This is a genomic window from Streptomyces lydicus, from assembly GCF_001729485.1.
Lineage (GTDB): Bacteria > Actinomycetota > Actinomycetes > Streptomycetales > Streptomycetaceae > Streptomyces > Streptomyces lydicus_D.
Genome location: NZ_CP017157.1, coordinates 6027064 through 6042445 on the forward strand (window position 1 = coordinate 6027064; position 15382 = coordinate 6042445).

Annotated in this window: 9 protein-coding genes; 3 read left to right on the forward strand and 6 right to left on the reverse strand. The window is 68.6% G+C overall.

The genetic code is table 11. The features are described from left to right. Positions 1–103: 103 nt before the first annotated feature. The 5 genes from SL103_RS26205 to ngcE all read right to left on the reverse strand — a co-directional run bounded on the left by SL103_RS26205 (position 104) and on the right by ngcE (position 6194). Positions 104–1198, reverse strand: a complete 1095-nt coding sequence (locus tag SL103_RS26205) for a substrate-binding domain-containing protein (protein WP_069571386.1) — start codon at positions 1196–1198, stop codon at positions 104–106. A 140-nt stretch (positions 1199–1338) separates the two neighbouring features. Beyond that, entirely contained in the window at positions 1339–2538 is a 1200-nt protein-coding gene (locus tag SL103_RS26210; RefSeq protein WP_069571387.1) for an ROK family transcriptional regulator, read from the reverse strand. Positions 2539–2849: 311 nt separating this feature from the next. Then, positions 2850–3779 carry a carbohydrate ABC transporter permease gene (locus tag SL103_RS26215; RefSeq protein WP_069571388.1) on the reverse strand — a complete coding sequence of 310 codons (930 nt, stop codon included), beginning with the start codon at positions 3777–3779 and terminating at the stop codon, positions 2850–2852. Positions 3780–3791: 12 nt separating this feature from the next. Beyond that, the gene (locus SL103_RS26220) at positions 3792–4715 is read right to left on the reverse strand and encodes a carbohydrate ABC transporter permease (protein WP_069571389.1); all 924 of its coding nucleotides are present in this window, start codon (positions 4713–4715) and stop codon (positions 3792–3794) included. A 42-nt stretch (positions 4716–4757) separates the two neighbouring features. Beyond that, a complete protein-coding gene (gene ngcE, locus SL103_RS26225; protein ID WP_069571390.1) occupies positions 4758–6194 on the reverse strand; it encodes an N-acetylglucosamine/diacetylchitobiose ABC transporter substrate-binding protein in 1437 nt (478 codons plus the stop codon). Positions 6195–6632: 438 nt separating this feature from the next. Here ngcE and SL103_RS26230 point away from each other — a divergent pair, with 438 nt between their 5' ends. Then, positions 6633–10034, forward strand: a complete 3402-nt coding sequence (locus tag SL103_RS26230; protein ID WP_079145985.1) for a GH92 family glycosyl hydrolase — start codon at positions 6633–6635, stop codon at positions 10032–10034. 104 nt (positions 10035–10138) lie between these two features. Then, positions 10139–11089 carry an FG-GAP repeat domain-containing protein gene (locus SL103_RS26235; RefSeq protein WP_244304048.1) on the forward strand — a complete coding sequence of 317 codons (951 nt, stop codon included), beginning with the start codon at positions 10139–10141 and terminating at the stop codon, positions 11087–11089. An 87-nt stretch (positions 11090–11176) separates the two neighbouring features. On the opposite strand, the gene acnA is transcribed toward SL103_RS26235, so the two are convergent. Continuing rightward, positions 11177–13894, reverse strand: coding sequence for an aconitate hydratase AcnA (gene acnA / locus SL103_RS26240; RefSeq protein ID WP_069571392.1), 2718 nt, complete (start codon positions 13892–13894; stop codon positions 11177–11179). 603 nt (positions 13895–14497) lie between these two features. Here acnA and sigJ point away from each other — a divergent pair. After that, the gene (gene sigJ, locus SL103_RS26245) at positions 14498–15382 is read left to right on the forward strand and encodes an RNA polymerase sigma factor SigJ (RefSeq protein WP_069571393.1); all 885 of its coding nucleotides are present in this window, start codon (positions 14498–14500) and stop codon (positions 15380–15382) included.

The window sequence follows — 15382 nt, forward strand, 5'->3', positions numbered from 1 at the left end:
CCGGACGGCCCGCGCCCGGGACGGGGCGGCGCGGGCCGCGGCCGGAAGGGGCCGGGGGGCCGGGGGGCCGGGGGCCGACGGCGGGGAGCCGGCGGCCGTGGCCTTACTTGATGCCGGCCGCCTCGCACGCCTTCTTGACGTCGCCGGTGCAGATCTGGCTCGCCTTGTAGACCTTGTCCTTGATGATCGTGGAGGCGATGTTGTCCTTGGTCACGATCTGCGCGTCGTAGAGCTTCGCGGGGATGCCCTTGACCTCGCCGCTGAGGCTGTCGACCTTGGTGGACGTCAGGGAGTCGATCTTCCCGCCCTTGAGCAGCTTGACCGCGATCTCGGCGGTGGAGTCGGCCTGCGGCTTGATCTGCTTGTAGATCGTGAACGCCTGCTCGCCCTTGAGGATGCGCTGCAGGCCCGCCAGCTCGGCGTCCTGGCCGCCGACCGGGACCTTGACGCCCTTCTGCTTGAGGGCGGTGATGATGCCGCCGGCCATGCCGTCGTTGCCGGAGTAGACGCCCTGGAAGCCGTCCTTGCCGAGCGAGTCGAGGGCCGCGCCCATCTTCCGGTTGGCCTCGTCCGACGACCAGTCCGGGATGTCCTGCTCGTACGCGATCTTCTTGACCTGCTTGTCGAGGACGCTGTGGGCGCCCTTCTTGAAGAACGGCATGTTCGGGTCGGTCGGCGAACCGTTGATCATGACGACATTGCTGTCCTTGGCCTTGTCGCCGAGCGCCTTGACCAGCGCCTGGCCCTGCAGGCGGCCGATCTTCTCGTTGTCGTAGGAGACATAGGCCGAAATATTGCCCTCTGCCAGCCGGTCGTAGGCGATGACCTTGACGCCCTTCTTGGCGGCCTGGTTCACCCACGACTTGGTGGCCTTGAAGTCGACCGCGTCCAGAATGATCACCTTCACGCCCTGGGTGATCAGCGCGTCGAACTGCTTCTTCTGGGTCTCGGTCTCCTGCGCCGCGTTGTTGTACTTGACCGTGCAGTCGCTGCACAGCTGCTTGATCTTCGCCTCCATCAGCGGACGGTCGAAGGTCTCGTAACGCGTGGTCTTGTTCTCCGGCAGGAGCAGGCCGATGGTCTTGTTGTCGCCACCGCCGCCCTTCGCTCCGTCGCCGGCCTTGCCGCAGGCGGCGACGGAGAGCGCCATCGAGACGGCGGCGGTGCCTATGACGACGCGACGCGTCCAAACGTTCATTGGGGTTGCCTCCCTGACGAGGCCGCGTCGTTGCGGCCGAGGTGGCTGGAAGTCAACTCGGCCGCCAGCCGACCGTCAAGGAGTAAATCCTTAACGAGATGACAACGGTGCCATGCGTTAGCTGCGTGAACGCAGAGCGCTCATGCCGGGGCGGGCGCGTCCACGCCCTGTACGCCGCTGAGCAGGGTCGAATCACCCATTTCGCTCAGCACGAGCGCCAGCGCGCCCAGCACCTCGGCCCGGCCGCCGAGCGTGCCGGTGACGATGCCCAACTGCCGTGCCGCGCTGGGGATCGCGTACCGCGACACCGACTCCCGGATCGGCGCGAGCACCAGCTCCCCGGCCTCGGCGAGGTCCCCGCCGAGCACCACTCGGCTGGGATTGAGCAGATTGCACAGATTCGCCACACCACTGCCGATATGGCGCCCTACGTCCGCGATCACTCGCCGGCACCCCGGGTCCCCCTCACGGGCCAGCTGGACCACCCGCGCCATGGTCAGGTCCTGGCCGTGGCTCGGCTGCAGCAGCGGCAGGACGTACCGGGCCGCGGTGAAGGTCTCCAGGCAGCCGCGGTTCCCGCAGCGGCACACAGGGCCGGACTCGTCCAGCGTGATGTGCCCGATCTCGCCCGCGGTGCCGCCCGGCCCGCGGTAGATCTGCCCGCTGATCACCAGGCCGGCGCCGACACCGCTGGCGACCTTGATGTACGCCAGGTCGGCGGCCCCGCGGCCGCCGCCCCACACCAGCTCGCCGAGCGCGCCGAGGTTGGCGTCGTTGTCCACGTGGACCGGCACCCCGAGGCGCCCGGACAGCTCCTCGCCGGGGTTCGTCCCCGACCAGCCCGGCAGGATCGCGGTCGAGCCCAGCGTCCCGGACTCCACGTCGATGGGTCCCGGTACGCCCAGGCCGACGCCGATGACCTTGCCCGGGCCGATGCCGGTCGCCTCGATCAGCCGGTTGACCAGCACTTCCGCCCGGTCGAAGCCCTCGGCGGCGGAGGCGTCCACATCGATCGGCTCGGCCTCCTCGGCGAGCACCTGGTGGGCGAGGTTGCCGACCGCCACCCGCAGGTGGGAGTGGCCGAAATCGACGCCCACGACGATCCCCGCGTCACCGGAGAGCGACACGCTGCGCGCCCGCCGGCCGCCGGCCGAGGTCGGGGTGACCTCGACGGTCCCGCCGTCCTTCAGTTCACGAACGATGTTGGAGACGGTGGCCGCCGACAGCCCCGTGCTCCGGGCGATCTCCGCCTGTGTGAGTGAGCCCGCCATACGCACCGCGCGCACGACCCGCTCCAGATTGGCCCGGTGCAGCGAGGACTGCGAGCCCGGAGTCTCCATCGACTCATCCACTCCCGTCTGGGCCGGGGGTACCTCCCAGCAGCGGCTGGGGAGGTGCCACGACCGCCCACCGGCCGCACCCACGCCTTCGGGGGGCGGCCCTCGATTCAACATGTGAACTCTAAGCAGAACGCCAGCCGGGAAGTCTCGTCAAGGCGTTGAGCCCTCATGATCGGATCGGACCGGTGGGGAAGCCGGGGCGGGGCGGCTCCGTCAGCACGGAGCCGCCCCGGGGGACGCGCCGGAACGCGCCCGGAGGCAGGAGCCGGGCGGCGCGGAAGGACCCGCGCCGGGTGCCGGCGGTCCCGGCCCTACTTGATCGCGCCGGCCGTCAGTCCCGCCTGCACCTGCCGCTGGAAGATGAAGTACACGATCAGCACCGGCAGCATCGCGATCATCATGCCGGCCATCAGCCCGCCCCAGTCACCCTCGTAGCCCTGCTGGAGCGCGATGTTGGCCAGGCCCTGGGTCAACACGTACTTGTCCTCGTCCTGGTTGAGGACCATCGGGAGCAGGTACTGATTCCACTGCCCCAGGAAGTTGAAGATGCCGACGCTGATCAGGCCGGGCTTGGCCATCGGCAGCATCACCTGGAAGAACGTCCTGGCGTGCGAGGCACCGTCGATCATCGCCGCCTCCGCCACCGAGGTCGGCAGGGTGCGGAAGAAGGAGGTCATGAAGAAGACGGTGAACGGCAGCGAATAGGCGATGTAGACCGCGATCAGGCCCTGGTACGTGGCGAGCAGCGGAATGCCGGGGAAGTCCCGCATCACGAAGAACAGCGGGATGACCAGCATGAACACCGGGAAGGACATACCGGCGACGAACAGGTAGTAGATGAAGCGGTTGCCGGGGAAGGTGAACCGCGCCAGGACGTAGCCCGCCATGGAGCCGAGCACCATCGTGCCGGTGACCGAACCGCCCACCACGATCAGGGTGTTGAGGAACATCTTGCCGATGTTCGCCTTGTCCCAGGCATTGACCCAGTTCTCGAAGTGCAGCTTGTCCGGCAGCGACCAGGGCGTGGTGAGGATGTCGCCGCTGTTCTTGAACGAGCTCCACAGCACCCACAGCAGCGGCATGCCCACCATCAGCGCCCACACGACCAGCATGCCGTGCGAGAACACGTTGAGTACGCCGCCCTCGGCGCGCCCGCGGGACGTCCCGGCGTTCTTCCGACCGGCGGAGGGCCGTCCGCCGGCCGCCGGCAGCTTCTCCACCGGGTTGGTTTGTGTCGTCATGCGCCCCTGCCCCTAGAACTCGATCCGCTCACGGCGCGCGAAGCGCATCGTGAGAACGGCGAACAACAGCGTGACGACGAGCATGGCGACACCCATCGCCGCCGCATAGCCGAACTGGCTGTCGCGGAAAGCGGTTTGGTACAGCCGGAGCGGTACGACGTCGGTGGCGCCGTCCGGGCCGCCCATGTTGACCGACATGATCTGCACCAGGGCGAAGGCGTCCATCGCGATGATGCCCATGTAGACCCAGCCCGTCTGCACGGTGTCCCACAGCAGCGGAAGGGTGATCCGGAAGAAGGTGTGCAGGCGGTTCGCGCCGTCCAGCAGGGACGCCTCGTAGATCTCCCGGGGAATGGAGGCCATGGCGGCGGAGAAAAGCACGACGTAGAAGCCGACGTTCGCCCAGACCATCACCACCATGATGCAGGCGAGGGCGATGCCGCGCTCACCGAGCCAGGAGCTCTGCAGCGAATCCAGACCGAGGGCGCCGAGCAGCGAGTTGAGCATGCCGTCGTGCGGGTCCGGATTGTAGATGTTGAACCAGATCACCGAGATGATGGTGATCGAGATGACCTGCGGGAAGAAGTAGACGAATTTGTAGAACGACGCCCCGCGGACGCCGGTGATGACCGCGCCGCGGCGGGCCCGTCCGCCGACGTTCAGCATGAAGGCGAAGAACAGCCCCAGCGCCAGTGTGGCGATCGGGACCAGCACCAGCATGATGACGTTGTGCTTGAGGGCGTTCCAGAACTCGTCGCTGTGGAGCAGCTTTCCGTAGTTGTCCAGACCGATGCTCTTGGCGGTGCCGCGCAGACCACTCCATTCCGTGGTCGAGATCTGGAATGCCTGGACGAACGGTGAGATCACGAAGATCGCGTAGATCAGCAAAGGCAGGGCCAGGAACCCCACGATGAATCGGTACTTGCCGTGTCGCATGGTGCTCCCCGGCCCTCCCTCGTCGAGCGGTGGCGTGCTCGGTCAGCCCTCGCGGTGGAACTTGGTCACGGAGTCGTCCTTGGCGAATTCGTCCGCGTACTGCTGGGCCTTCTTGATCCATTCCGCGGCCTTCAGGTCCCCGGTCAGCAGCTGACTGGTGAGTCCGCCCAGCTTCTCGTCCGTCAGCTTCGGGTACCACTCCTGCAACTGGATCATGAGCAGGTTCTGGCCACCCTCCTTGACGACCTTGGCGGCCGAGGAGAGCCCGGGCGAGAGCTGCATTCCGTCGGTCGCGCCCTGCACCGAAGTGAGCGACTTGACCTTCGTCGCGAAATTCTGCGCGTGCTTCTTGGACAGCAGAATGCGCAGCATCTCCATTCCGCCGACCGGGTTCTTGCCGCCCTTGGCCACGATGAACGGCTCGCTGGGCTCGGCGCGTACGGTGCCGTGCGGCATCTTGTCGCCGCTGCCGCCGTCGAACAGCGGACCGACGGCCATGTCGAAGTCCTTGGGCGTGGTCGGCGCGGCCTCGTTCTCCACCCAGGAGCCGTTGGGGATGAAGACGGCCTTGCCGCGGGTCCAGGCGGTCTGCGACTGAATGTGCGTCAGGCCCTGGCTGCCCTGGAGGAAGTAGCCCTTGGCGGCCAGTTCCTCATAGTGCTCGACGACCTGCTTGACCGCGTCGTTCGAGGTCCACGCCTTGGGCTCCAGATTGTCGATGGCGATCCACTTGTCGAGCCCGCCGATCTTGGCGATCTGCGAGAACAAATTGAAGTGGACGTAGTAGGGGTACTTGCCCGGGTAGGTCCAGGGCGCCACGCCCGCCTTCTTGATCTCGGCGCAGAGCTTGACCATGTCGTCCAGCGAGGTCGGGTACTCCCAGCCCTTGTCCTTCAGCAGCTTGTTGGAATACCAGGAGCCGTAGACGGTGAACGCGTAGTAGAGGACGTCGAACGTGTCCTTGTGCTTGCCCTTTTCCAGGGTGCTGGGGTAGAGCGTGTCCCGGACCTTCTTCTTCGGGTCGTCCAGCGACGGCGCGTCGAGGAGCGGTGTCAGGTCCTGCAACTGGCTCTGTGCGGACAGCTTGTTCATGTCCAGGTGATCGGCCCCGGAGTTGTCGATGAGGTCCGGGGGATTGCCGCCGGCGAATCGCGGCTGAAGCTTCGGGCCGACCTGCTGGGTACCGGTGTGCTTGACCGTGACGCCATAGGTCTTGTTGTAGTCGGCCTCGGCGTCCTTCGCGTACTGGTCGCCCAGTCCGCCCTTGAAGATGAACGCCTCCATCGCGACGCCCTTTTTCACGCCGAGCGGGTTCTTCGCCGAGGTCGCGCCCTTGTTCTTGGTGCCGTTGTCCGCGTCCCCGCCGCCGCCTCCGGTGGCACACGCCGAGAGCGTCCCCATTGCCGGTACGGCGATGATGCCCAGGGCCGCGGCTCGCTTGACCAGATCACGACGGTTGAATTCTGAGGTGGATCCCATGCTCAAGTCCTCGCCTTCTTCAGGACTCAGGCGGTGTACCGGAGCCACCCCGGCACCGCGGGTCAGATGAAGCTGAGTTGTACGGGATGTGCACCGGGCGCGCTGGAGAAATGCGGCGGATTCATGCGTTCCGCATCTTCCCCCCGGATCCCCGCGACCTGGGTCGTACGGCCGCTCGGACGCCGACAGGTATAGTCCACTTTCCGTAGCAGGGGCAAGATCGAATGCAGGGTTGGACGGCAGTCTTTCCCTAGTTGAGACCTCCCCGACATGCGTCGGATCCACCCGCCGTCACCCCGCCGGATCACCCGGGGACACGGCCGGCCCATCGATCGCAGCGACACCCTTGACACCAAAGTCCCCACCCCCCTTACTTATCTCTGTTTGTCGTGGCGTCATTCAACTGACAACGATGTCAATCTGGTTGAGAGGGACCGCGTGCGGCTCAGACACCGGCACAGTCCACTGCGGGGGATCACCCGCCCGGCCGCCCTCGTGGCGGCCGCTCTGCTCGTCCTCACCGCCCCCGGCCCGGCCCGGGCCGCTCCGCCCCAGAAGCCCGGCGGCGCGCCGGAGTTCAGTTCCTCCTTCGAGTCCGGCGACCCCCGACCGGACTGGACCGACACCGTCGAAACCGGTCCGGACGGCAGACCGAAGACCTCCGGCGTCACCCCGGAGACCACCCCCGCGGCGCCGGGCATGACCACCCGGCCCGACACCGGCCCCGCCGACTCCCCCACCGCCAAGGCGCACGCGGGCTTCACCGGCGGCCATGCGCTGCGCTACGCCGGCACCCACACCGCCGGCGGCCGGGGCTACTCGTACAACAAGGTCTTCGACGTCAACACGCCGGTCACCGCGGCGACTTCGCTCTCGTACAAGCTCTTCCCGGAGATGGCCGAAACCGACCTGGCCTACCCCGCGACGCACGTCGCCGTCGACCTCGCCTTCACCGACGGCAGCTACCTCAGCGAGCTGCCGGCCGTGGACCAGCACGGCGCCCCGCTCACCCCGCAGGGCCAGGCCGCGTCCAAGACGCTGTACGTCAACCAGTGGAACAACCGCGAGTCACGGATCGGCGCGGTCGCGGCCGGCAAGACGATCGACCGGATCCTGCTCGCCTACGACGCGCCCAAGGCTCCCGCGACCGCACCGGCCTTCCGCGGCTGGCTCGATGACGTCACCATCGGTCCCAAGCCCCTGGAGAAGCCGCTCGCGCACCTCTCCGACTATGCCGTCACCACCCGCGGCACCCTCTCCAGCGGCAGTTTCTCGCGCGGCAACACCTTCCCCGCCACCGCCGTCCCCAACGGTTTCAACTTCTGGACCCCGGTGACCAACGCGGGCTCCGCCGACTGGCTCTACGAGTACGCGCGGAAGAACAACGCCGACAACCTCCCCACCCTCCAGGCGTTCAGCGCCAGCCATGAGCCCAGCCCGTGGATGGGCGACCGGCAGACGTTCCAGGTCATGCCGTCCGTCGCGGACGGCACCCCGGACACCTCGCGCACCGGCCGGGCACTGCCGTTCCACCACGCGAACGAGATCGCGAAGCCGCACTACTACGGCGTGACCTTCGACAACGGGCTCAAGACGGAGATCACTCCGACCGACCACGCCGCGCTGATGCGCTTCACCTTCCCCGGCGACCGGGCGAGCCTGATCTTCGACAACGTCAACGCCAAGGGCGGCCTGAGCCTGGACACCGGGCGCGGCGTGGTGACCGGCTTCTCGGACGTCCGGAGCGGGCTGTCCGTCGGCGCCACCCGGCTCTTCGTCTACGGCGTGTTCGACGCGCCGGTCACCGGCGGTGGCGGTGGGGACAGGGATGGGGTCACCGGGTACTTTCGTTTCAAGCCGGGTGCCGACCGCACGGTGACCATGCGGATCGCCACCTCGCTGATCAGCGTCGACCAGGCGAAGGCGAATCTCGCCCGGGAGATCCCGGCCGGTGCGACCTTCGCCGGCGTCGAGAAGCGGGCGCAGGCGCAGTGGGACGACCTGCTGGGGCGGATCGAGGTGGAGGGCGCGAGCCGCGACCAGCTCACCAGCCTCTACTCCAACCTCTACCGGCTCTACCTGTACCCCAACTCCGGTTTCGAGAAGGTCGGTTCGCGCAGCCGGTACGCCAGCCCGTTCTCGCCGCAGACCGGCGAGGACACCCCGACGCGGACCGGATCGAAGATCGTCGACGGGGAGATCTACGTCAACAACGGCTTCTGGGACACCTACCGGACGACGTGGCCCGCCTATTCGCTGCTCACCCCGAAGCGGGCCGGGAGGATGGTCGACGGGTTCGTCCAGCAGTACAAGGACGGCGGCTGGATCTCCCGTTGGTCGTCGCCCGGCTACGCGGACCTGATGACCGGTACGAGTTCCGACGTGGCGTTTGCCGACGCCTATGTCAAGGGCGTGCGCTTCGACGCGGAGGCGGCTTATGACGCGGCCGTCAAGAACGCCACCGTCGCCCCGCCGAACTCCGGTGTCGGCCGTAAGGGCATGGCCACCTCCCCCTTCCTCGGCTATACGAGCACCGACACCCGTGAGGGCATGTCGTGGGCGCTGGAGGGTTATCTCAACGACTTCGGCATCGCCCGCATGGGCCAGGCGCTGTACGAGAAGACCAAGAAGCCCCGTTACAAGGAGGAGTCCGCGTATTTCCTGGGCCGCGCCCAGAACTACGTCAAGCTCTTCGACGACAAGGTCGGCTTCTTCCAGGGCAAGGACGCCCGGGGCAACTGGCGCCTTTCCCCGGACCGGTTCGACCCGCGCGTCTGGGGCAACGACTACACCGAGACCAACGCCTGGACCTTCGCCTTCACCGCACCGCAGGACACCCGTGGGCTGGCCAACCTCTACGGCGGCCGCGCCGGTCTGGCCAAGAAGCTGGACGGCTACTTCTCCACGCCGGAGACGGCCGCCAAGGAATTCGCCGGCTCCTACGGCGGGGTGATCCATGAAATGACCGAGGCGCGGGACACCCGTATGGGCATGTACGGGCACAGCAATCAGCCCTCGCACCACATCGCCTACACCTACGACGCGGCGGGGCAGCCCTGGAAGACCCAGGAGAAGGTCCGTGAGGCGCTCTCCCGGCTCTACCTCGGCAGCGAGATCGGCCAGGGCTATCCGGGCGACGAGGACAACGGCGAGATGTCCGCGTGGTACGTCTTCAGCTCGCTCGGCTTCTATCCGCTGGTGATGGGGCAGGGTGAATACGCGGTCGGCTCACCGCTGTTCACGAAGGCCACCGTCCACCTGGAGAACGGCCGCGACCTCATCATCGAGGCGCCCCGCAACAGCGCGCGGAACATCTACGTCCAGGGGCTCCGGTTCAACGGCAAGCCGTGGAATTCCACCGCGCTGCCGCACCGGCTCCTGGCCGGCGGCGGCACCCTGGAATTCACCATGGGCCCCGAGCCGTCCGCCTGGGGCAGCGGCCCGGGTGCCGCCCCGGCCTCGCTCACCAAGGACGACAAGGTGCCCACACCGCCGGCCGATGTGTCCGACCCGGCAGCCGGGCCGCTCTTCGACAACACCTCGGACACCGCTGCCGCGTTCACCACCGCCACGGCCGACCTCGCCGGGCCCGCCGGGGTCGCCTCGTACACCCTGACCTCGGCCGACCGCACCGCGGCCCCCGCCGCCTGGCGGCTGGAGGGCTCCGCCGACGGCCGGCACTGGCAGGAACTGGACCGCCGCTCCGGCGAGAGGTTCACCTGGGACCGGCAGACCCGGGTGTTCGGGGTCCCGCACCCCGGCCGGTACCAGCACTACCGCCTGGTGAGCGACGGCCCGTCGGCCACCCTGGCGGAGATCGAGCTGCTCGGAACGCCGTAAACCGATTGACTGGTGGAGTTCCTGTGGAACTATTCAGCTGATCACGTGACGCGTCCCTTATGGGGGCGCGTCACGTCTCTTGTCTGAATACTGGGAGACATCAGGTGATACTTCCCTTCGGCCGTCGGCGCGGACGCGTCCTTGCCCGCCTCACGGCCGTCGCGCTCGCCACGACCCTGGCGGGCTCCGCCGCGGCCACCGCGCTGGCCGACAGCCCCACGCCGTCCGACGCCTCCCGCCTCGCGGCGGTGGCGACCCCCGACCGGGGCGCGGCAGCGTCCGGAACGGCGTACAACACCCCGTTCTTCTTCGTCCTGGACGGCGTGGAGCGGGACGGCAGCCTCTTCATGTACGCGCCGGACCGCACGGGGAACTTCGGCCCCCGCGACAAGATCTTCGACGGCGACGACATCGGGGACTTCAAGTACCTCAAGGCCGCCGCCCAGGTCGACAACGACAAGGACGGCTACGGCGACGCCACCTACTACTGGATGAACGACGGCAAGCTGTCGTTCACCTACTCCGATGCCGACGACCGGGTGAAGACCCGCCCGATCGGCGGCGGTTGGCAGATCTACTCCAAGGTCCTCTCCCCCGGCAACGTCGCCGGCGCCAAGGAGTCGGACATCCTCGCCGTCGACAAGGCGGGGGTGCTCTGGGTCTACCTGGCCCGTCCCGACGGCACGGTGACCCCGCGGGTGCGCGTCGGCGCCGGATGGGGCGGCTACACCCAGCTCGCCGGCCAGGGCGACCTCACCGGTGACGGCCGTGCCGACCTCGTGGCCAGGGACAAGGCAGGGGTGCTCTGGCTCTACAAGGGCACCGGCAACGCCACGACGCCGTTCGCCGCCCGCAAGAGGATCGGCGCCGGCTGGAACGGCTACAACTACCTGCACTCCAGCGGCGATGTGAACCGTGACGGCATCGCCGATCTGCTGGCCCGCGCCGGCGACGGCACCCTGTACATCTACCGCGGCACCGGCAACGAGTCCGCTCCGTACGCCAAGCCCGTCAAGGCGCACGGCTCGTTCGGCAGCTACCGCCTGATGTTCTGACGGCCGGGCCGTCCGGCCACCGGTACGCGGACGGGCCGCACCCCCTCGGTCGAGGGAGTGCGGCCCGTCCGGCGTCGCGGGGACGACTTACTTGCGGATGAGGCTGCGCAGCACGTACTGCATGATGCCGCCGTTGCGGTAGTAGTCCGCCTCACCGGGGGTGTCGATGCGGACGACCGCGTCGAACTCGACGCCGGTGTCGGTGGTGACCTTGACCGTGCGCGGCGTGGTGCCGTTGTTCAGCTCCTCGACACCGGTGAAGGAGAAGGTCTCCTCGCCGGTCAGGCCGAGGGCCTCGGCGCTGGCGCCCTCCGGGAACTGGAGCGGGAGCACGCCCATGCCGATGAGGTTCGAGCGGTGGATGCGCTCGTAGGACTCGGCGATGACGGCCTTGACGCCCAGGAGCGCGGTGCCCTTGGCGGCCCAGTCGCGGGACGAGCCGGAGCCGTACTCCTTGCCGGCCAGGACGACCAGCGGGATGCCCTGGTCGATGTAGTTGCGCGAGGCGTCGTAGATGAACGAGACCGGCGCATCGGCCTGCGTGAAGTCGCGGGTGTAGCCGCCCTCGGTGCCCGGCGCGATCTGGTTGCGCAGGCGGATGTTGGCGAACGTACCGCGGATCATGACCTCGTGGTTGCCTCGGCGCGAGCCGTAGGAGTTGAAGTCACGACGCTCCACACCGTGCTCGGTGAGGTACTTGCCGGCCGGGGTGTCGGCCTTGATGGCACCGGCGGGCGAGATGTGGTCGGTGGTGACCGAGTCACCCAGCTTGGCGAGGACGCGGGCACCGGAGATGTCGGAGACCGGGGCCGGCTCGTGCTGCATGCCCTCGAAGTACGGGGGCTTGCGGACGTAGGTCGACTCGGCGTCCCACTCGAAGGTGTTGCCGGTCGGGATCGGCAGGGCCTGCCACTGGGCGTCGCCCGCGAAGACGTCCTGGTAGGACTTGTTGAACATGTCCTCGCCGATGGCGTTCGCCACGACGTCGTTGACCTCGGCCTCGGTCGGCCAGATGTCCTCGAGGTGGACCGGCTTGCCGTCCTGGTCGACGCCGAGGGCGTCCTTGGTGATGTCGACCTTCATCGAACCGGCGAGGGCGTACGCGACGACCAGCGGCGGGGACGCCAGGTAGTTCATCTTGACGTCGGGGTTGATGCGGCCCTCGAAGTTCCGGTTGCCGGAGAGGACCGACGTGACCGCGAGGTCGTGGTCGTTGACGGCCTTGGAGACCTCCTCCGGCAGCGGGCCGGAGTTGCCGATGCAGGTGGTGCAGCCGTAGCCGACGAGGTTGAAGCCGACCTTGTCCAGGTACGGCGTCAGACCGGCCTTGTCGAAGTAGTCGGTGACGACCTTCGAGCCCGGGGCGAGCGTGGTCTTGACCCACGGCTTGCGGGTCAGGCCCTTCTCGACGGCCTTCTTCGCGACGAGCGCGGCGGCGACCATCACGTACGGGTTCGACGTGTTGGTGCAGGAGGTGATCGCGGCGACGGTGACGGCGCCGTGGTCGATCTCGTACGTCGAGCCGTCGGGGGCGGTCACGGTGACCGGGTTGGACGGGGCGCCGTTCGGGGCGACGGCCGGGGCGTCGGAGGCCGGGAAGGACTCCTGGCCCGCCTCGTCGACCGAGTCCACGTAGTTGCGGACGTCGATCTTGAACTGCTCGGCGGCGTTGGCCAGGACGATGCGGTCCTGCGGACGCTTCGGGCCGGCGATCGACGGGACGACCGTCGACAGGTCCAGCTCCAGCTTCTCGGAGAAGTCGGGCTCGGCGGCCGGGTCGAGCCAGAGGCCCTGCTCCTTGGCGTACGCCTCGACCAGCGCGACCTGCTGCTCGCTGCGGCCGGTCAGCTTCAGGTAGTTGAGCGTCTCGCCGTCGATCGGGAAGATCGCGGCGGTCGAGCCGAACTCCGGCGACATGTTGCCGATGGTGGCGCGGTTCGCGAGCGAGGTGGCGGCGACGCCCTCACCGTAGAACTCGACGAACTTGCCGACGACGCCGTGCTTGCGCAGCATCTCGGTGATGGTGAGCACGAGGTCGGTGGCGGTGGTGCCCGGCTTGAGCTCACCGGTCAGCTTGAAGCCGACGACGCGCGGGATGAGCATGGAGACCGGCTGGCCGAGCATCGCGGCCTCGGCCTCGATGCCGCCGACGCCCCAGCCCAGCACGCCCAGGCCGTTGACCATGGTGGTGTGCGAGTCGGTGCCGACGAGGGTGTCGGGGTACGCCTGGCCGTTGCGGACCATGACCGTACGGGCCAGGTGCTCGATGTTCACCTGGTGGACGATGCCGGTGCCCGGGGGGACGACCTTGAACTCGTCGAAGGCGGTCTGGCCCCAGCGCAGGAACTGGTAGCGCTCCTTGTTGCGGCCGTACTCCAGCTCGACGTTCTGGCCGAAGGCGTCCTTCGTGCCGAACTTGTCGGCGATCACGGAGTGGTCGATGACCAGCTCGGCCGGCGCCAGCGGGTTGATCTTCGCCGGGTCGCCGCCCAGCTCCTTCACGGCCTCACGCATGGTCGCGAGGTCCACGACGCACGGCACACCGGTGAAGTCCTGCATGATCACGCGGGCCGGCGTGAACTGGATCTCCTGGCTGGGCTGGGCCTGCGAGTCCCAGCTACCGAGCGCCCGGATGTGGTCGGCGGTGATGTTCGCGCCGTCCTCGGTGCGGAGCAGGTTCTCCAGAAGAACCTTGAGGCTGTAGGGAAGGCGAGCAGAGCCCTCGACCTTGTCCAGCCTGAAGATCTCGTACGACTCGTCGCCCACGCGCAGCGTGCTGCGGGCGTCGAAGCTGTTCGCCGACACGACAGTCTCCTTCATATATGTGCGCGTTCCACCACATCCTGCCGCCACGACGGGTCACCGATCCGCTAAGGTAAGGCTAAGTTAGGTAACCCTTACCGTTGGACCGACGATGCAGCGCGGCTGCGGTGCGCCTCGGTAGATATCTCGATGTCGAGATAACTCTAGTACATCGTTGCGGCCGGGTCATGCCCTGACTTCCCCGGTCCGGTCACACCCGGATTCCCGCGCCGCCCGCCCCGGGCCGTCGCCCGGCCGCCAGCGGCCGTCGGGCGACGGCGGCGGCGCCTTGCGTTCGGCTTGTGCCCGGATCTCGTGGTGGGACTCGTGCGCGGTCGCCCGGAACGCCTCGTCGTAGGCGACCGGCACCGCGGCGAGGCCGCCGGCGAGGAGCAGCAGCGGTAGGAAAGCGGGGCCCCGAGCCCGGGCCGCGGACCGGCCGGGTGGCCGAGCGGAGGGTCACCCGTACAGCACGGCGAGGCCCAGCCGCCGGAGGCGGGCGGGGTCGGCGATCACCCGGTCAGCGGCTGGGGCGGCGGACGTGTCACATCCGGGCGCCGCCGGCCGTCAACACCGTGACGGGCCTCGACGGGGAGCAGGAGAGAGATGAACGACCACGAGTGGCTGGCGGAGCGGTTCGAGGAGAACCGGAGCCATCTGCGGGCGGTGGCCTACCGGATGCTGGGCTCGCTCAGCGAGGCCGAGGACGCCGTGCAGGAAGCCTGGCTGCGGCTGAACCGCTCCGGCGCCGACGAGGTGGAGAACCTGGGCGGCTGGCTGACCACGGTCGTCGGCCGGGTGTGCCTGGACCAGCTGCGGATGCGCAGGGCCCGGCGCGAGGACCCGCTCGACGTGCGGGTTCCCGAGCCGGTGGTGCTCCGTGCGGACCCCGCCGACCCGGAGCACCAGGCGCTGCTGGCCGACTCGGTCGGGCTGGCGCTGCTCGTCGTCCTGGAGACGCTGTCCCCGGTCGAACGGCTCGCGTTCGTCCTGCACGACATGTTCGCGATGCCCTTCGACGAGATCGCGCCGATCGTCGAGCGCACGCCGGCCGCCGCCCGGCAGCTCGCCAGCCGGGCCCGCCGCCGCGTCCAGGGGACCGCCCCGGCCCCGGACCCCGATCCGGCCCGCCGGCAGGAGGTGGTCGACGCCTTCCTCGCCGCCTCGCGCGGCGGGGACTTCGAGGCCCTGCTCGCGGTCCTCGACCCGGACGTGCTGCTGCGCGCCGACGCCGGCGCCGCGTCCGGTGGGCTGACCAAGCTGGTGCGCGGGGCGCGGGCGGTGGCCGAACAGGCGCTGACCTTCTCCCGGTTCGCCCTGGCGGGGCGGCCCGCGCTGGTCAACGGCGGCCCGGGGCTGGTCACCACGCGGGACGGGCAGCCGTTCTCCGTGATGGGCTTCACCGTCGCGCACGGCAGGATCGTCGAGATCAACATCCTGGCCGACCCGGCGCGGCTGCGGCGGGTGGACCTCACGCTCCTCGACGAGTGA